Origin of the sequence: Phocaeicola sp. HCN-6420 (assembly GCF_037890145.1) — a bacterium.
In the GTDB taxonomy this organism is placed as follows: domain Bacteria; phylum Bacteroidota; class Bacteroidia; order Bacteroidales; family Bacteroidaceae; genus Phocaeicola.
The window spans coordinates 63482-83539 of record NZ_JBBKBJ010000015.1 but is presented as its reverse complement, the minus strand read 5'-3'; the positions used below and the strand labels follow the sequence as shown (position 1 = coordinate 83539).

Annotated in this window: 12 protein-coding genes; all 12 read right to left on the bottom strand. The window is 39.9% G+C overall.

The features are described from left to right. Positions 1-227 precede the first annotated feature (227 nt). Positions 228-1442 (bottom strand): IS256 family transposase, encoded by a 1215-nt coding sequence (locus tag WKT12_RS10240; protein WP_340319634.1) that lies wholly within the window; start codon positions 1440-1442, stop codon positions 228-230. Between the two features lie 199 nt (positions 1443-1641). Further along, positions 1642-4113 (bottom strand): DUF262 domain-containing protein, encoded by a 2472-nt coding sequence (locus WKT12_RS10235; RefSeq protein ID WP_340319633.1) that lies wholly within the window; start codon positions 4111-4113, stop codon positions 1642-1644. Then, on the bottom strand, positions 4110-5915 hold the full coding sequence (locus tag WKT12_RS10230) for a DUF262 domain-containing protein (RefSeq protein ID WP_340319632.1): 1806 nt from the start codon (positions 5913-5915) through the stop codon (positions 4110-4112). The genes WKT12_RS10235 and WKT12_RS10230 overlap by 4 nt, the downstream gene beginning before the upstream one ends. Positions 5916-5928: 13 nt before the next feature. Continuing rightward, on the bottom strand, positions 5929-6459 hold the full coding sequence (locus WKT12_RS10225; RefSeq protein ID WP_340319630.1) for a 3'-5' exonuclease: 531 nt from the start codon (positions 6457-6459) through the stop codon (positions 5929-5931). Further along, positions 6452-7369: a helix-turn-helix transcriptional regulator gene (locus WKT12_RS10220; protein WP_340319629.1), complete on the bottom strand. Its 918-nt coding sequence runs from the start codon at positions 7367-7369 to the stop codon at positions 6452-6454. Before WKT12_RS10220 ends, WKT12_RS10225 begins: the two co-directional genes overlap by 8 nt. 274 nt (positions 7370-7643) lie before the next feature. Then, positions 7644-8942: an alpha amylase family protein gene (locus WKT12_RS10215; RefSeq protein ID WP_445323136.1), complete on the bottom strand. Its 1299-nt coding sequence runs from the start codon at positions 8940-8942 to the stop codon at positions 7644-7646. 81 nt (positions 8943-9023) lie between these two features. Further along, positions 9024-10439, bottom strand: coding sequence for a sialate O-acetylesterase (locus WKT12_RS10210; RefSeq protein WP_445323135.1), 1416 nt, complete (start codon positions 10437-10439; stop codon positions 9024-9026). A gap of 87 nt (positions 10440-10526) precedes the next feature. Beyond that, the gene (locus WKT12_RS10205; RefSeq protein ID WP_340319628.1) at positions 10527-11819 is read right to left on the bottom strand and encodes a DUF4434 domain-containing protein; all 1293 of its coding nucleotides are present in this window, start codon (positions 11817-11819) and stop codon (positions 10527-10529) included. Positions 11820-11919: 100 nt separating this feature from the next. After that, positions 11920-13326, bottom strand: a complete 1407-nt coding sequence (locus WKT12_RS10200; RefSeq protein WP_340319627.1) for an alpha amylase family protein — start codon at positions 13324-13326, stop codon at positions 11920-11922. 88 nt (positions 13327-13414) lie between these two features. Next, on the bottom strand, positions 13415-15103 hold the full coding sequence (locus WKT12_RS10195) for a DUF5018 domain-containing protein (RefSeq protein WP_340319626.1): 1689 nt from the start codon (positions 15101-15103) through the stop codon (positions 13415-13417). Positions 15104-15170: 67 nt separating this feature from the next. Continuing rightward, positions 15171-16838 (bottom strand): RagB/SusD family nutrient uptake outer membrane protein, encoded by a 1668-nt coding sequence (locus WKT12_RS10190; protein WP_340319625.1) that lies wholly within the window; start codon positions 16836-16838, stop codon positions 15171-15173. 14 nt (positions 16839-16852) lie between these two features. Further along, entirely contained in the window at positions 16853-20047 is a 3195-nt protein-coding gene (locus WKT12_RS10185; protein WP_445323134.1) for a SusC/RagA family TonB-linked outer membrane protein, read from the bottom strand. Positions 20048-20058: the final 11 nt, after the last annotated feature.

The following is a 20058-nucleotide window of genomic DNA, read 5'->3' as shown; positions in this document are numbered from 1 at the left end:
AAATAACCAGCTATGTAAATAGAATCTCCAATATGGTAATCAACAAAGTCGGGAGACCTTCACAGGTATCCCGACCCTTCTGTAAAACGGGTACGTAAATAGAACTGTATCAAATCTTTAGGTAGTGTAAAATAAACTGTGTCATGCATTATTTCTCTCCAGAAAACTCATCGGTCGGGGAACGGCCAGCGCCAGAGGCGGAACCACCCGTCCCGACGAGCGTAAAATTACAATAATTTAAACCGGTCTCCAAACTTTATGGCGAGTTGTTGTGAGATTGTAGCCCAATTGGCAAGTGGCATGGTCCACTTCTTCCGTATGTTGCGGTATGCGAGATAAACCAGTTTTTCAAGGGCCGTATCCGACGGGAACACGCCCTTGTTTTTTGTTACCTTACGGATCTGGCGGTGATATCCTTCAACGGTATTTGTAGTATATATAAGCTTACGGATAGCCGGAGTGTACTGGAAGTATTCGGAGAGTTTATCCCAGTTGTCCTGCCATGACCTGATGACGATAGGATACTGTTCTCCCCATTTCTCTTCCAGCTTGAGGAGTTCATTCTCTGCGGATTCTTTATTTACAGCCTGATAGACACATTTCAAATCCTTCAGAAACTCCTTTTGATTTTTGGAGCCAACATACTTGATGGAATTACGTATCTGATGTACGACACAAAGCTGTACAGCTGTATTGGGATAAACGCTTTGGATGGCGTCAGGAAAGCCTTTCAAACCGTCTATACAGGCAATAAGGATATCTTCAACTCCACGGTTCTGAAGGTCTGTCAGCACACTGAGCCAGAAATTTGCTTCCTCATTCCTTGATATATACATTCCGAGCAGCTCCTTATGTCCTTCCTTGTCTATACCCAGCACATTATAGATTGCACGTGTAACAGCACAACCACGTTCATCCGTTACCTTGTAATGGATGGCATCCATCCAGACTATGGGATAGACAGAATCAAGCATGCGTGATTTCCATGCCTTTATTTCCGGAAGTACACGGTCTGTAATGGCGCTGATTGTATCAGCCGAGACACGGTTACCAAGATTCTCTTCCATCCAGTCACTGATTTCGCGTGTGCTATTACCAAGAGCATACAGGCCGATTATACGGTCTGTAACACCTTCTGCCAGAATGGTCTCACGCTTTTTAATAAATTGTGGATCAAAACTTGAATTACGGTCACGAGGAGTAGATACGGTTACCTCGCCCAATGGAGTCTGGACCTGTTTCTGCATTTTCCCGTTACGACGGTTACCTGTCTGACGTTCTTCTTCTGTAAGATGTGCATCCATCTCACCTTCCAAAGCTGCATTCAGGATACTTTCCAATAAAGGGGCAAAAGCACCGTCCTTACCTAACAAGGGCTTGCCCGCTTTTAACTGTTCAATAGCCTTGTTCTTGATACTTTCAAAATCAAATTCTTCTTTCATAAAAAAACTGTGTTAGCAAAGTTAATGTTTTATTTTACTCTTTGCTGACACAGTTTAATTTACATCCTCACTCTTTAGCTTGTCATTCGTTTAGCTCAACATTGCTTTAAACATATCTGATCTTCAGATATTTATCCGAAAGTAAAATTTGAGGCTATCAGGCTTGTTAGGGATTGACACAGTTTGAATTACGGTCTCGTTAAAACAAGTAAGATTTATTGGCTTCTAGCACTTCTATTACAGTTTTTATTTTATCTTTAATTTCTTCAAAAGTAATACTATCTCGGATAACATATTTATCATTAGATAATTCACCTGGCAATTCATTTGTAAATTCAGTCAGTTTTTTTGTTTTCTCCTTGTCATCCCTCACAAAAACATTAAACTTAAAACAATTATCAGTTCCATTATCATGTTTTATATCAATCACTAAAGGTTTATCATTAAACTTCTTTTCAAGATAAACACAACTCTCTTCGTATGACCAAATATCATATTTCCAATCCTTCCAACATCCATTTTCAACCCCCTGTAGATTCTTTAGTTTATTATATAAATGATAAACACGTATATCAACATGCTCGCCGTTCCATCGTATCTTTTTCATTAAATAAATATCATAATCATTATTCCATCGAACATTCTGCTGTTCTATATAATCCCATATATATTTATCATAAAAATATTTTCTCCAGTCTGTTATAGGCTTGGAATCTGACCTGAATTTATCATCCGCTATCTCATTCAATATATCATTTATATCAATGTCTTGAATTTTTGATTCAGAATCAGAATTATCGAATACTTTATCTGCTATTACCTCAACAACTGATTCCAAACATTTATTATGGGGTTGCTCCTCATGCGATTTACATTCACTGTCAGATATAAATCTCTTCTTATCAGATCTACTACTCAAAAAATTCCAATTAGAGCTTCTTTCATATCCAAATCCATAGTGAGTAGAGCATCCTAATAAAGCCCTGCGTAAGCGCCAATGATCATAACTTTTGGCAAATCCATTTTCATCAAACAGACATTTCATCACCTCTGCATAGCGGATAAATTTAATTTTATAACTTAATTCCTCTGAGTCTGATTCTGGTTCTGTACCACAAAAATCAAACATAAACTTTATTTGTCCTACAAAGAACGGATGATTCTCCAATCTTCTTATAAATCTCTGCAATTCATTATCTTTAATGCTTATCTTATGTTTTTCTTCATCACGCTGTTGTTTGGTAAAAGCTTTAAGTGCATCTTCATATTGGTCACTCCTGAATATTATATCAAAACCTACAGCCAAATCTCCAGATAAATAATCAGACATCTTATCAATTGATTCCATAACAGAATCTATATTCCCATTATGTATATCTTGATTGATAATCAAGTTTCTCATACGATACATCCATTCATAAAAATCTTCGAAAGATTTGTAGGGACAAGCAATTACGGAATAACACAAAGCCAACTTACCATAAGGAATAGACTCCAAAGCTTCACCCAAAAACATCTGAAAAAAAAGTGTCGTTTTTTCATTAGCTTTCCAAAAATAAAGTTTCCTATCAATTTCATTTTGGCTTTTTATCTTTAAATTATTTAAATCGTTCCAAAGTGAACATAATTTTTTATAGCTTTCCCCGATAAATCTCAAAGCATCTTTATTAAAAAGAGGTAATCGGTCAAGAACATATAATGAAAGTCCGAAATTCTCCCTTTTGATAATCTTATGTAATATCTTATCCGCGATTTCTCCTTTAAGAATATCCTTATTATCATAATTTTTTATGCCTAAACTAATAGATAAGTCTTCGAGATTGGAATCGGAATCCTCAATAGAACCAGCCAAATTCTGTTTTCTCCAATATAAAAAAGTCAAAGTGTACAATAACCTCAGTTGATAATTGTCTATTAGATTTTGACTGTCATAAAGATTCTTCCAGACCATATCTGTCCATTCATTATCCATGTTTTCTCTCCACTTGCTTACAAAACATGGATTGTCTTTTCCAAATAAATCTTCCACTTTCTTATCCAACCAGGATTTGAGGTTTTCATATTCTGTCAACGGAACACCTCTACCATTCATTTTGATATAAATATCGCCATTGACATCATCTGCACGAAGCGATTCTATCGTGTAATGGAACTTTTCATCAAACCCTTCAAGCATTTTTACTGCATCATTGCTACCAAACTTCCTATCAATTGTTTCTAACGTTGAGATACAACCACGCACCGTGGTGTCATGACGCCATGCATCAATAAACCAGTTTTGTTCTTCAATTTTTACTAGTTTACATTGTGTAGTAAAAAGCTCATTTATATGTTCTGACATTTCCATACAAAAGTCATGTGCATATTCCCGTGTCTGATAAATCAGCTTTTGCTCTAGAACTTTTTTATCCGTTGGGTTATTAATATTAGCTTTGGATGTAAGATACATACGTAACAACCACAGTGTAGTCAATCTTTGCTGCCCATCAATTGGATAAAACGTTTTTCCTTCATCATTTTCTATACCATAGATATAATTTAGATCGATACCATTATCACTATTGAGTCCATCCAATAAATATTCAATAAAAGGCTCTATTTTATCATACTGATTACCTTGTACATAATCCCTTTGCAGGCTGGGTATCACTATATTTTTAAAATTATTCATATTTGTTCCAGTTTTTCTTTAATATCACCTAAATATTTATTATAATCATCCTGAGTCCATTCTACAAGATTTACATCCATACCAGTATTATATGTTTTTAGAAAGACATTCAATGTACACCGAGGTATATATGTCACTTGATACTCATTATTCTGATTATCTATATTTGATGCAGCAAGAATAATCTTTCTCTTTCTCTTATAAAGAGAATTATGGTAGCTTCGGTTTGTATGGCTATCCAATAAAACAAGATTTCCCAAGCCATCTTTATTTTGAGGAGAATTCTTTTCAGCACTGCCTACAATTTCATTATAAATCTGTTTGAATTTCTCGATCTTATAGTCTTTTTCAAAGAGATCAATTTCATTATTCAGTTCTGGCCTTTGGGCAAAAATTTCCGGATAATCTGCCTTAACCGAAGCAATCCAATCCTCAAAATCCTTTTGTTTAGTGAGTGGATTTTCTGTCTGTGATGCGATATGCTCAATATCCCATCTTTGCGAATAGAGCAATTCGAAAGGGAACCGTTCATAAGAGAATCTTAATCCGAGATTGGCTTTTTTAATGGCTTCATAATGAATTAAAATGGTCTGAATATTATGAAGTATAAATATTTTCCTTAGAGTAGCCTTACTTGTATCACTATAAGTGATTTTTTCAAAATCACCCAAACCAGAAATACTTTCCCTGACTTTACTCTTCAATTGTTCTATACATCCTTTCAGACCTGACTCTTTGTATGCTTTTACCCAATCATCAATCTTGTTATTACCTTCTGTATAGGTAAGATACCCCATATAATGGTAAGTATAAGGATTCTTATATAAATCCATTATACGTACAAAACATGTTCTGCAATCTTTCCAGAACTTTGAAAGATCAGCCCTTCCAGCATACACCTTGTAAAAAGCAGCTTTTGGGTCAGCTTCATAAGCTTTCCGATTAATATTAAGTACCATGTTGAATAATAAATCCATCCTTGAACCATTATATAACGGTTCGTCGGTTTGGACCATGTACCATAATCTGTCATCATTAAAGGCTTCTTCCATTTCAGCATACTGGGCAGCCACCAATGATTTGTCTGGTAATCCATTATTGTCCAACGATTCCTTGTTGCCGTCTGATAGTAAAACAGCCTTTATCAGTTCAGAGCATGTCAATTCTATCTTACCACTATTGAGATGAGCAAATGTGGTATGCTTTTCTTCCTCATTAACTTCATACCATAAAAACAAAATATGTTTACCATCTCCTTTTAGAAGTTTCTTAAAAGCATTCTTTTTCTTTTCCTTTTCCTCTGGATTATCGAATGGATTATCGAAATATTGTTTTATGGCTCCATACACTTTTGACATATAATACTTGTCAATGTTTCTGTGTTCCCCTTTTTTGATTTCATCTGACTCTGTAATAAAAGAGTATCTATTTATAAGTGTATCCGATTCAGAATCATCTCTTTCATATTCAAATTTATATGGATAGGAAGTATTCTCCTTATCATCTTCAAATAATATCCTCCAAAGAATCAAAAGAGTTGTCAGCCGTTGCTGGCCGTCCAGAAGTTCATACTTATTATCTCCTTTTCTCACAACAGCCAAAGGTTGCATACAATAATAAGTTTTCTCTTGTTTTAGAAATTCTGAAAAATCTTCAAGCATTTGTTTTGCTTGCTTTTCTTTCCACTTGTATGCACGTTGCAGATATGGTATAATAAACGTAACACTTTCTTGACATACGTTACTATCCTTATCTATATCTGCATTTATACAATCAAATGTTCTTTTCTTTAACTCACTCATATATTTTAAATATTTATAAATCTTCATTATTTACTTCTAACTCCCTCAAATACAACCTTGCACACATCTCCGCATCATCACCGGCACGATGGTGCGTCCCTTGCTCTATACCCAGCTGTTCACAAAGATAATCCAAAGAATTACATCCAAAGGAGTAAATCTTCCGAGCCATCTGCAAAGAGCATATCCAATTCAGTTCAGGAAGATGAATTCGGTAGAGTTCAGCAGAATGCTGCAAGCAGCTTCTGTCAAAAGGTACGTTATGTGCTACAAAAGTATCGAACTCATACAGATAAGTCCGTTCTATATCTTCCCATACCTGACGGAAATCAGGAGCATCTTCTGTATCCTGTGGACGGATACCGTGTATTTTTATGTTCCAATACTGATAACGGTTGTCTTCAGGACGGACCAGCCATGAACGGGTCTCTACTATTTCTCCGTGTCGTACAACACAGATTCCCACCTCACATATTGAAGCACGTTTGGAAGTAGCCGTTTCAAAGTCTATTGCTATGAAATTAATCTCTGATTTATCAGTCATTATTTAATTTTTTATAGTAAGACAATATATTCTCTGCAAACCTGCATATTTCATCCTTTACCCATTGTGGCTCGATAACTTCTATCTGGTCTGTCTGTTGTAGCAATGCCTGAAGAAAATCATAAGTGGGCCGGACGGTCATTTCGAATGTAGTAGATTCATCATCTGATGCAATTTCATACTGAGAATCATGTATAGGTAAAGTAGCCAGATATTTCCTTGCCCATCCGTATGCCTTAATTACTACACGTTCTATATCAGTGTCTCTGTCAGCTATAATGCCTACGCATCCTTCAAAATATTCATTTATATCAAATGAATCAGGAAGCTTAAATGTTGTATCCGTAACTTTAACATTGAGAATTCTGTCAAGAGCGTATGTCCTTATATCATCTAAATAGACAGATCTGCCTATCAGATACCAACGGCGGTTATAGACCTTAAGATGATAAGGTTCTACCTGAAACGTGCTTGCATGAGACCTGCCAAAACCCTGGTGGGTTATCTCCACTACACAATTCTGACGCATCGCCTGAAGTATTATCTGTAAATATTTACTTCCTGAAGGAATCTTCTCGAATGAGATGCGTTTCTCCAACTTTTTGTCTGCCTGAAGCTGGTTCAGTGTAGCATACGAATCTATCAGCCATGAACGAAAGGAATTCCCTTCTAATAAATCAGCATCTTCTATATAGTATCCATATCCACGTTTGGCATCGCATGATATGATTATATCAAAGATTGTCTGTACAGCATCTTTATGATTCATGAATGTTTTCCATGGTAATGGTTTGCCATCACCCAATCCACAGTCTTCCCATTTGTCACTTATTTCCTTGAATGTGATATATGGATGGCATCTGATTAAATCTACTAGCCATACATACCGACCAAATTTGTTTGCTGCCATAAATACCTGATTTTAAATTTATATTATGCCACAAAATTGCATAAACACTTATGCTAAATTTAGGCATAGATATAGAAAAAACAAATAAATTTACGCAACTATATGCTTTATTGTACCAACGATTTTGTGGCACATAAAATATTTTGTGTAAATAGGAATAAAAGTAAAGTGCTTCTAAAAAGTTGGACGTGTTAAGGATGTAAATTAGACGGTGTGGGCAAAGTTAATCTCTTTACTCACACCGTCTAATTTACATCCTTATTTTATAGTCCTTTCATCGGCAGGCCCCTCCTTCTCTCATGCCTTCTTCCACCTCTTTCCAAAGATTCTTATTGATGATATGTACAATGTCGAACACCATCAGACCGTCGGAAAACTTCAGGTTCATGGCTATTGCTTTCGATAGCTTAGCTGGATTGTTATAGAATTGATCAACTAAGACTCCACCCATAAACTTATTGTTTTTCAATATAGTGCGCAGATGCTGACACGAACCTTCCACACAATACCATGTGCCCGACTGGGCCTGACTATCTGTTTCGTTCCAAACGCTATGACCGTTCTTCAGATATTCTTCTATCGTAATGTCCGTGTAATAATTTCCCGTAGCATACAAGTCTATCAATTCGGCATAACCATAGTTCTTATACTCAGGAGTTGCCCAGTCGAAATCCTTGCTGGGATCATAGTCCTTGCTGGCAAAATTCACACCTACTTCATAGTAAGATGGATACCAAGCACCTGTATATGTGCCAAACGATATATTGGGATTCACAGCCTTCACTTCCTTGCGGGCCAAAGCCACAAAGTCAGTAATCGTCTTCGTACGCCACTCAAACCACTTCAAAGCCAACTTTCCAAATTTAGGAACAAACTTTCCGTCAGCCGTTTTTTCCCAGGTCAGGATATCTTGTGGAAAATTCTCCACCTTAGCGCCAATATATTCCTCAAACTTACTGCGCGAAAGCGGTGAAAAGTCGGCACTGATACCATCGTAGCGTACACGGTCGAGCATCAGTCCGTCCAAATCGGGATATTTGCCAACCAACTCTTTCAGCACATTGATGATATGTTTACGATATTCCTCGTTGAGCGGATTAATCATGGCACCATACTTATGTTTTTCCTCCATGATAGAGATAATCCCTTTCTCTGGATCGTAAACCATAGATGCCCATTCTGGATGACCAGTATAGACCAAGCCACGATCAAAATAATTGTGACCGGCACAGAACACATTCAATGATGCATGTACCTGCAATCCCAATTTATGTCCTTCTTGAATAAAATAGCCCAAATAATCAAAGTCTCCACGCTTGGCCCCTTTCCACTCTTCCATGCGCGGAGCATACTTACTGTCATAGAGTACTTCACCAGTAATCGGACGTACGTCGACAATGGCATGTGTGAATCCAAGCGACTTTATCTTCTGCAAATAATAGTCAATGGAGTCTTTCTGATTAAAACGACCGAAGTTGGCTTCGGCATCAAACCACATCAGTGCTGGCTTGGCTGGAGTCTCTTCTATCTTAACCATTTTCTTAGTTCCACCGCAAGATGACAATACAAGCATTCCTGAGGCAAGTAGTAAAAGAGATTTTTTCAAACTTAATTTTTTCATTGGTACCTACATGTTTTATTAGTTAATATTTTTCTATTTTATCACCGCTCTAAAAGGAGCAGCCGGAAGTCCAGCATTATTCTGCAAGGTCCCTACCTTGTAATTGCGAAAGCAATAGCGTACTTCTACCGGATTCGGAACTGAATCGTTCCATACTTTGACCTTTGAACTGCCACCGATAATTTCAGCCTTGGCAGGATATATATTACCTGCTTTGTCGACTAGTTCAAAGCCTTCTACCAATTGGTTTTCAGGTCCAAGGCCATCCTCACCAAATTCAAAATCCACCTCAACGTGCTGACCGTTCATCTGACATTGCCGATAGATGGGTCCTGAATACATAAAACCTTCCAAACCATAAGTACGTGCCAGTGCCCAATAAGCCAGACGTTCGCCAACTTTTATCTTATAAGGTGGATGAATAAATTTCTCACTGCCAGCATCTGTGGTAATCACCATGCCTGTGCCTGGCACATCATGCATCAATTCAAGTTGACACTGTCTGAAGAGAGCCCAGTCGAACTTATCGCAGCCTTCCGATTCCCAGGGGGCTATCTGAACGTAATAGAATGGCATCTCGGGTGACTGAAAAAAAGTACGCCACTCGGCCACCATAGCTGGAAAAAGTTTCTTGTAAAGAACCGGATCCGCACTGTTTGCCTCTCCCTGATACCAGATAACTCCTTTTACAGGGAAACCTTTCCAAGGATTGACCATAGCATTCCACAATAAAGTAGGTGTACCAGCCGGCCAACCGAATTCTGTAGCCTTCACATCAGGTAACTCTACTTCCGTAAACGGCTCCAACGTTTCACGGCTCATCCAAGCCTCTATCTTTGAAGCGCTCCATGCACAATGTATCAAACCTACAGGTACATCCAGCGTACGCTGGAGTAAATCACCGAAAAAATACGCAGTAGCACTGAAATTGGCTACCTCTTTAGGTGAAAGTTCGGTCCAATATCCATCAATACCTTCTGTCTTCGGAATAGTGCTCCAAGCATTCTTCACCGTGTAGAGCCTCAATGGGCGCTTGGAATTAGCCGATACAATGCAAGGCTGAGAACCATAGACTGGCTGACCTCGAAAGCCTTTGACCGGCATCTCCATATTGGACTGACCGGAACAGAACCAAACTTCACCAATCAGAATATTCTTTAAGACCAATTTATCACCGTCGCTGAACGTAATGGTATAAGGACCACCATAAACCGGAGTTTCCAGCGTCAGCGTCCACAGCTGCCCTTCCCGACGGTCGGCGTAAACTTTTTTATTGTTCCACGAAGCCATAGCATATACTTTCTTACCGGTAGTCGACCGACCTGTGAAAACAACTTTTGACTGCTGTTGCAGCACCATACCGTCACCCCAAATAGAAGGGAGTGTCACTTTGGCATAGAGAGCTGACCAAAACAGCAACAAGCAAAACAAACTAAGCAATCTTTTCATAACTTCATTTTCTTTTTACAAATTCATTTAGAAATATTTCACTCTCATTCCAGTGTCTGACTGTATGCATTTCCCCTGACAAGTAATCTACTCACAGGCTCGTTGTTCAAACAAATAATCAGGAACGAGTACTTGGTCCCTACCCGACTCGGTTCCACACACGTTGTAAGCAGCCACTTCATATGTACCAGGCCCTTTGACGGTAAACATACCGAATGGTTCTACCTCATTTGTCGTACGCTGAACATCGCCTACTAATTGCCCATCCTTATATATATGGTAACCTACAGCCTGCGACTTGTATCTGCCCCTCCATGACAAAAATACGTCCTGCTTTTCATCCTGCATATAAGTTAGTCCAACCACAGGCAAAGGTGTAGCAAGATGAGGCAAGTGACCTTTTCTAACATAATAAATATAGGATTTATGGAAAGCCGGATGGCATAACCAAGGACTGTAATAGTGGGAATAAGAAAAGCAAATGAACCCAGAAACATATGGAGTAAGCAAGTCAATCTGCCTTTGAATTCTGTCTAATGTTGCCGACGTCCAAAAACGCTGATCAAACATTTCCACATTGGCTACAAAACGGATGTGAGGAGTCTTCGGAATAACAACAGACAAAGCTGAAAACCAGTCAGCCACTTCACCTAAATTGAGGAAACCTGAACCGATACAGTCTTGCGGGGCAAAAATATCCCCATTCTGGAAATGAGCATTGTTCAACACATACTTCCACATCTCGGCACATTGGATCGGAGTTCCATTTCTACTATTCATGAAGGGAGACAATAAGAATGGCATATTATTGGTTTGCTGATGTAGATAATCCAAATTAATATTCAGTGCCTTAACGAGGAACTCTCGATACATTGGTGTCTTACAGTATGAATTATCTACCTCCCAAGTCCAATACCAGCCACACATAGTCTCCTTGTAACGAGACTTATAACGTCCGATTAACTCCTCTGCTACTTTATTTCCAAGCTCCATCTGCTGCATAAGCCATTGTGGAGTAAAATCAACTTTCCACCATGCCTCATTGAAATTTAGTCCTACGAATACTTTAAATCCCGCCCTACGAGCATTGCGCAGGCAGTTTTCAAGTAAATCGTTCTTGTTACCCAATACACCCGGTATAGTAGAAGGATAAACCGCCGTAGTGTTCCCTTTTTGGTCCGTATGAACCGTATGCATGAAAATAACATATTCCATACCAGCAGACTTGAGTACCTTGAATTCCTGCTTCCAGCGGGTATCATTCCATTGCTCCACCAGATAAGGTTGAATAAAAGTAGCCTCAATCAATTGTTTAGAAGCTCTTGTATTGAAAGGAAGCAACAAACAGAAAAAGAATAAAACAAGTATTGAAATCTTCATAATATTATTATAAAAGAAGCTGCTCTTTCAACTAATGTAAATGCAAGAGACAGCTTCTTTTTATTAATAGGAGGATGTTCCAGTTTTAAAATAAATCAATCTATTGCTGTACAGAACTCAAATAATCGTCGAATCCCTTCTTGAAGTCGTTCCAGTAATCGTACATTTTAATATGTACCATATCAAAGACAAAATAGCCATCGGCCACATTGATGCAGGCATCTATAGTCTGCGGAATCTTATCTCCCTGACCGCCTTCTGTCCAACCTGTACTATTACCTATATCCGGTCCACCGGCAAACTTGACATCGCCCATCAACAGCTTTTTGGCATTTGTACAAAAACCTTGCATATTCCACTCTCCGCTCCCATATATCTCATCAGCAGAAGCATAGGCGCCAAGCAACATAAAGTCGAGCATATCGGCATAGCCATAATCTTTGTATCTGGCTGTTGCCCAATTAGGATATTCGGCAGAAGTGTCGTACTTAGGACTGGCCCAGTTGACACCTACCTCATAGTAAGTAGAATACCAAGCACCCACATATACACCAAAGCGTAAATCAGGATTAACTGATTTCACTTTATCGCGCGCCTTGGCTATAAAATCATGAATAACTTTAGCTCGGAATTCCAACCACTGCTTCATGTACTTAGGCTGCGGAGAAGGTAACGGATAATAACTACTCCCTGGCTGAATAATATCTTCGGGAAAGTTTTCGACTGTCTCACCAATATATTCTTCAAACTTTTGTTTGGAAATAGTCGAAAAATCAGAAGCAAAATCATTATAGCGACAACGATCCAAGAAAATACCATCTATATCATACTTAGCCAAGTCACCCAACAACTGAAGAACAAACTGTTGAACTTCATCATTGGCAGGATTCAGGAATTTTGTACCATATACATTGTCGGGATCGTTTGCTGCCGTCATATCCATGGCATTGGTAAGTCCCCCTTCCAGATTAAGCGTGGTAGCCCATTCTTTCTTGGAAGGATCTCTAAAGAGCAATCCTTGTTCTCCCAAGCCATAAGGATAAAGGTTACCACCTACAAAAGTATTGATAGAGGCATTGACTTTCAGTCCCAATTTATGACCGGCATCAATAAAGGCTTGCAGATAATCCCACGTTGCCGTACGCTCAAAATAAGCATAACCATTATCACTCCAATAGTCCAGCTTCTTCACCTGTTCTACAGCTGATGTCTGAAACAGTACATCACCCATAGTAGGACGTACATCCACCACAACATCAGTAAAACCGGCTTCTTTAGCTTTAGTTAAATCGCGCTCTATATTTTCTTTGCTATTGGCATAGTCGGGAAAATTAGCAGCTGCATCAATCCAAACAAAACGAGGCTTAACCTCAACCTGCTGCTCAGGCTCATCCGTATCTTCTTCCCAAGGCCAACCAGGTATACCGTCATTGCTGTCTTTGCAAGCTCCTAACAAGAACATACAACACAAAACCGCAATGGTATTAGAATATCTAAAAAACTTCATCGCAAATAATTATTTTCCAATGGTTCATTTTGTAAAAATCCAGGAGACTCAGTTCTCCAAGACTCCTGGATATTCTTAATTAACTCAATTATTTCTGAATACAATCAGCAGAGAAACCACCGATAGTAGCACTATTATTGTCATAGTAATAAACGTAAATCTTGAAGCCGTTGGTAGCCGGAGCAATCAGCACGTCACCCGAAGCAGTCTTCGTGTCACCTTGCTGATACCAGTTCAAAGCATCGGCCTTGAACACCAGTGCTGGAGAGGTAAAGACATCATTACCCAAAGAGCCCTTGCTTGTGACATCATACAAATATACCTGAGGACCAACACCCCAATGCGGGAAGTGAGAGACAAGCAACATAGCCAGATAGTTAGCATTGTTGAACGTCTTAGTATCAAGACAGTTCTGGTTCTGTGCCCAGCTATTGCCACTGGTATTCGCCAACTGTGCGGCTATCTGATTGTTACCATTCAGATAAGTCAGAATATTGGCATCGTAGTATGACAAGAAATAGCCATCAGTAACATTAGTTGAAGCCGGAACTACAGAAGTCGAATTAACCGGAGCAGCTCCCCATGCTAAGCCCGTGGATGAAATATCGACAACTTCAGGAGTCTGGATTTCACCATTCTTCACTACAATACGTGTAAAGGCACTCGAGTTGGTCACTCCGCTAACACCATCATTCGTCAGGATAATGACTGCATTGCTTGTTACATCACCAATCACTTTCATCTTAGCACCCATAGGTAATCCTGCGGTATTAGTGAACGAGTAGAAAAGTTGAGGAGCATCCTTTACAGAAGAAGTCATGAAGATATTGCACTGGTCGCCTATGTCTACCTTGTTGCAGATAAGCAGATGTCCACCTTCATCACTTGTGACACAACCGGCTTGTGCCGAACCCAAATTAATAGTACCGCCCTTGCTACCTGTTTCCTGATTAAAGTAAAGAGGAGTCGTTCCGTCGCCCATGCAGACAACCAACTGTCCACCTACAACACCCAACGTAGGAGCATTGGTGTCATTCCAAGGAATACCAGCTCCAGCCGTCGCATCCAGATTGAACAGCTCTTCAAGAGGTGCATTGAATCCGTATGGAATCTTCTCCGGTATGGTCTTTCTAACTACATATTCTTTCTTGTCCACTCCATTATGAGCTACTACTGTAAACGTTACATCATCATTGTAATCTAAAGCCTCAACGCGCGGATCAGGAGTAATGGTAGCATGAGGCGACAAAGTAATATCAGCCAGACAAGAGTTCAAATCGTCCGCACTAATCAGCGAGATCGTATTCGAGCTATTATCAATGACACCGGATACAACTGGGTCAACCAGTGAAAAAGATAGCAGCTCGCATTTGTCAGACTTCGTACGTTCGCCCGTAATGCAAATCTCACGCTTCTCACCCTGAGCATTAGTGTATACAAAATAGTTATCTTTTGTAAGATCCAGTACCGTCAGGCTGGGTTCAATTGTACAATTAGGAGCTAACTCAGCCCTTACTCTAACGGCCGTCATATACGGTGTAGTCTCATCCTCACTATCTTCCGGATAGAACCACGGAATAGGTATTACATACTTGTCAGCCGAAGCATCTGTTATCGCATACTTTACAATCTCTTTATCGGTAAAAGGACCTGAAGTAAAGATAGCTGTAAGACTCGTAATACCTTGACGATCTGCTGTAGGGAGCACATACTCAGGCTCCTGGCAGGCTGTCATTATAGACAACAAGCCTAATAATAATAAATATATCTTTTTCATAATCATTGTTTTTAGATTTAATGGATATCCGTTACCACTTGAAGCAAGACGTTATCCATCCTCCTTATTATTTCCACTCCGGATATTGGGTAACAGCACTATTATTATCCAACTCTGATTGAGGCAATGGAAGGCGATACATCTTTTCCGGGAAGTTACGATCTTTGTCGTCACACGATACATAAGTGTACTTCAGATCTCCATTGGCTTGTTTCTCAATCTTCAAGCCATGAACCTGATAACCGTTCAAACCACCTTCTTCGTATGATTTTGCAGCAACGTTCCAACGACGCAAATCCCAATACCACTGTCCTTCATATGCCAATTCCACCTTACGCTCCTGAACAATGGCTTTCCAAAGCTTATCGCCACTCTTATCCGAATAAGGAAGTCCTACACGAGTACGTACCGTTCTGATAGCCTCATTAGCCCCAGCGTTATCGCCTGTTTGATAGCAAGCCTCAGCATAATTCAGCAAAACTTCAGCGTAGCGGATAACAGTCCAAGGTTGTGTACTCACATCGATATCAGCAAGATTATGATTCTCATCAACTAACTTACGCAAATAATAACCTGTAGTACTTCTGCCTTCGGGAGTTTTATCTTTATTCCACTGGCACCAACCGTCTAAACCATCCACAAAAGTCTCGATGGTACGACCTTTCCACGTAGCCCCGTTATAAAGGATGGTAGCCTGAAAACGTGGCTCCAGTTTGTCATAAGGAGGAGTATCAGTTACTCCTTCAGTGTTATGCCAGGTTGACCAGTCAGGGAAACCACCTTTAGCCAATTCATAAGATTCCACCATTTCCTGAGTAGGAGTACCATATCCACCACTATTTACACCAATCAGCTTATAGTCACCACCGGGAGTATAGTAAGTATCAAAGTCATGACCTATTGTCCGGTCAAAGCAATACTGCAAAATGGCTTCCTTATTACCATTCAGTATCGTTTTTGAATATGAATCTGCATAATTGCTTTCCAATGTATATCCCAGTTTCTGCACTTCTTCTGCTGCTGATTTGACTTTATCATAACGTTTTGCATAAAGCATTGCGCGGGTCAGAAAAGCATAAGCAGCACCTTTGTCTATACGTCCTTTGGCGTTTGCTTGATCAGGCAAATGGGTGGCAGCATAATTCAAGTCTTCTTCCACAAAGTCCCAACCGGCCTCTTCTGAACTCAACGCCTTGTCACGAACGATCTGTGTCATGTCTTCATTATAAATAATCACTTCCTTGTAACGCTTGAGTAAGTCAAAATACAAGAAAGCACGGATGAAACGCATTTCTGCTTCAAAACGTTCAGCATCGGCACTGCTGAATGTACCATACTTATGCAGATTGGAAAGGTTTTCATTCGTACGACGCACATACTCGTACAGATTTTCCCAATTGCCAAGATAGGTACTTACATAAGAAGGCTGTAAGGTCGTACCCCCGTAAGCTATCTCACTGGGAATAAAACAAAGAGCATTATAATTGTAGGAACCATACTTCAGTTCATCGGTCAAAGCTTCGGTCATACCGGCAGCACATTCTTCCAAAGCAAAATTACTTAAATTATAAAAGTACTTATATAACTCATTGACAGCATATTCAGCATCTGTAGTGGTACTCCACAGCATCTTATCCGAAATACTATTAGTCGGAGTCATATCCAAGAAATCATTGCAAGAGCTCAATCCGAATGAAGCTCCCAATATACATAAACCTATTATTCTTGCTTTCATAGACTATACGTTTTTTAGAATGTTAATGAAATACCACCCATCACTGTTCTCTGCTGCGGGTAATAACCATTGTTTACTCCCGGCGATTCCGGATCAATGCCTTCGGGCAGACCACTAATGGTGAACAAGTTCGAACCTTCTACAAAGATGCGGAGATTCTGAATGTTAATTTTCTGCATCCATTGACGCGGGAATGTATAGCCGAACTGAGCTGATTTCAGACGAATATATTTACCATCGCGCAGCCAGAATGTTGAAGCCAGTCCATTATCTCCCCCATGTCCCGGGCTACCCAGAGTTATACGCGGGAAGGTACCATTCGGGTTGTCGATACTATAAGCATTTTCCACCAGATACAAAGGAGAATTAGAACCTTCCTTGAACGTCTGTGTCCAGATTGTGTTATCATCATAACCATTGTAATAGGTTCCGGTCAGAGATACATCAAACAAAGCACCACCCGTAAACTGAGCATTGAAGTCGAAGCCATACCAAGAACAGTTCAAGTTCAAACCATAAGTCAGCTCAGGACGATTGCTGCGACCTACACGAGCTTTATCATCTTCCGAAATTTTTCCATCTCCATTTAAGTCCTTATACTTGATATCGCCTACATTTGGACGTGTTCCATACCAGGCAGAGTTGGTAATTTCTTCTTCCGAACGGAACAGACCTTCAGCCACCCATGCCATCGTAGCACCATAAGGAGTACCAGTAACTTTACGCCATTCCATGATATTAGGACTGTCAGGGTATCGTAACCAACGTGTTTTAGCATAAGTAATATTGGCACTTATACCATAGGTAAAGGGCTTACCACCTAACTGGAATGATTTACGATGTGAAACCAGAATATCTACACCTTTACTATCAATCTTATTATAGTTGGCATAGGTCTGATAGTAGCCACCCATCGAAGGAGGATAATCACCACCCATTGCTGTCAGGATATCGTAAGTATAGTTATAGAATGCATCGAATTCCATTCCCAGCATACCATTCCACATTGTGAAATCGAAACCTGCATTCCAAGACAATGTTTTCTCCCAAGTCAAATTAGGATTAGCGATCACATTCGTATAATAAGCAGGTGACAAGACTCCGTTGATAAGGACATTGGTTCCCGCAACATACTGATTCAAGAAAGAATAAGGATTCACAGAGTCATTACCCAACAAACCGACAGAAGCACGAATCTTCAAGTCATCAATGAAGTCAAGATTCTCCATAAAGTTTTCCTCCGACAGACGCCAGCCTAAAGAAGCCGACGGGAAGAAACCCCACTGCTGCCCTGTCATTCCGTAGAATTTATAAGAGCCATCGTAACGACCGGTAAACTCTGCCAAATACTTGTTGCTATAATCGTATTTCAAACGGAAGACATAACCGGCAGAACGCGAAGCATCGCTCGAACCTGCAACAGGATTCTTGGTTGCAACACCATAATCCAATTCTGGGAGTTGAGCAAATGGCAGATTCTGCGCATAAGCAGAGAAGTTATTGGATTTGTAATCACGACCTTCTACCAAGAGCATAGCATCTACATTATGTTTGCCGAATGAATGAATATAATTGATGCTAGCCTGACCGACCAACTGTTCATAAGTAGATTGACCTTCACCGATATTGATACCTTGGTCTGTTCCACGAGGATCGGACTTCATACTCCAACCGCTTACATTATCGTACACCATCGTAGAATAAGGAGTATTCAAATTTTTATTATGTGAAGTTCCATAATTATAAGAACCGCTAATCTTCAGCGACAATCCCTTTACCCAAGGTACATCGTAACTTAACGAGAAGTTTGACTGTAAGTCAAAGCTACGGGTATCTTTACTTCCTGACTCATAAATGGCTGCCAACGGACTGTTGGGCAATGAAGTGTTGTTTTGTAAAGCAGCAGTGTACAGTCCATCATATTGAACAGGCAAGTAAGGATGCATCTGAATTGTCTGACGCGCAACAGACAACCAGCCTTGCTCCCCCAAATAAGAATCGCTATCCGTTCCACCAGAAGCGTAGCCCGGCGTATGACGACGACCAACATTACCGGCTACACCTAATGTAAAATGGAAATTCTTGGCAAAGTCCGACTCTATGTTAGTACGTACATTGTAACGGCGATAATTGAAGTTATCGATATTACCGTCCTGACCCAGGTAACCCACCGAAGTAAAATAATGCATTTTTTCATTACCACCTTGTACTGTTACGCTATGCTTCTGAGTGAAACCCGTACCAAATACTTTATCAATATAGTCCACGTTGTCCCATCCATCGGTTGGATCACCATTGGTCATAGCCTCCACATTCTTTTTTGTGAAATGAGGTACATACTGACTACGGTCGGTAATAGCACCACTGGCCAACTGATCCATCATCTCTGCCATATTATAATAGTATGCAAACTGGGGACCATTCATAAATTTCGGGAAGTTGGCATTCATAGAAGCACCAAAAGAAGCATCATAAGTAACCTTTGTCTTACCAACTTCACCCTTCTTGGTTGTTACGATAATAACGCCACCGGCACCCTTCAGGCCGTATACGGCAGCCGATGCACCATCCTTCAGAACAGATACACTTTCAATGTCGTTCGGGTCGAGGTCATTGATATTGTCTACAGGGAAACCATCCACAATGTAAGCTACATTATAAATAGAGCCACGAATCTTCAAAGAAGCCTGGTCCAAGCCCGGTTCTCCAGACTCTTGCACTGAAGAAATACCCGGCAACCGGCCACCCAGCAACTGAGATACATTGGTAGATGGTGCCTTCAGCAACTCCTCACCTTTCATGGCTGAAACGGCACTGGTCAATGAACTTTTCTTTTGCGTACCATAACCAACGACAACTACTTCATCAAGCAACTCAGCATCAGCCTTCATCTGTACATTAATGACCGTGCGCCCAGCCACTTTGTACTCTTTCGTCTTCATGCCGACAAAAGAAAAGACAACTACATCACTGCTTTTTACTTTCAACGAATACTTTCCTTCAACATTCGTAATCGTACCATTACCGGTACCTTTTACCAATACGCTCACACCCAGCAAGCCTTCTCCAGTATCATCCGATACCACTCCTGTCAAAGTTATATCCTGTGCATGAATGCCCAAGGGATATAATAAGAGCATCAATAATGAGAATGAAAGAATTCTCATCCACCTAAAACTTCCTATAGGATCTTTGATAAAGTCTCTCATAAGTCCGTTTT

Coding starts and splice junctions, on each gene's coding strand:
- WKT12_RS10190 (WP_340319625.1), bottom strand. CDS start 16,838: ATGAAAGCAAGAATAATAGGTTTATGTATATTGGGAGCTTCATTCGGA.
- WKT12_RS10225 (WP_340319630.1), bottom strand. CDS start 6,459: ATGACTGATAAATCAGAGATTAATTTCATAGCAATAGACTTTGAAACG.
- WKT12_RS10210 (WP_445323135.1), bottom strand. CDS start 10,439: ATGAAAAGATTGCTTAGTTTGTTTTGCTTGTTGCTGTTTTGGTCAGCT.
- WKT12_RS10205 (WP_340319628.1), bottom strand. CDS start 11,819: ATGAAGATTTCAATACTTGTTTTATTCTTTTTCTGTTTGTTGCTTCCT.
- WKT12_RS10215 (WP_445323136.1), bottom strand. CDS start 8,942: ATGCTTGTATTGTCATCTTGCGGTGGAACTAAGAAAATGGTTAAGATA.
- WKT12_RS10235 (WP_340319633.1), bottom strand. CDS start 4,113: ATGAATAATTTTAAAAATATAGTGATACCCAGCCTGCAAAGGGATTAT.
- WKT12_RS10200 (WP_340319627.1), bottom strand. CDS start 13,326: ATGAAGTTTTTTAGATATTCTAATACCATTGCGGTTTTGTGTTGTATG.
- WKT12_RS10185 (WP_445323134.1), bottom strand. CDS start 20,047: ATGAGAGACTTTATCAAAGATCCTATAGGAAGTTTTAGGTGGATGAGA.
- WKT12_RS10195 (WP_340319626.1), bottom strand. CDS start 15,103: ATGAAAAAGATATATTTATTATTATTAGGCTTGTTGTCTATAATGACA.
- WKT12_RS10230 (WP_340319632.1), bottom strand. CDS start 5,915: ATGAGTGAGTTAAAGAAAAGAACATTTGATTGTATAAATGCAGATATA.
- WKT12_RS10220 (WP_340319629.1), bottom strand. CDS start 7,369: ATGGCAGCAAACAAATTTGGTCGGTATGTATGGCTAGTAGATTTAATC.
- WKT12_RS10240 (WP_340319634.1), bottom strand. CDS start 1,442: ATGAAAGAAGAATTTGATTTTGAAAGTATCAAGAACAAGGCTATTGAA.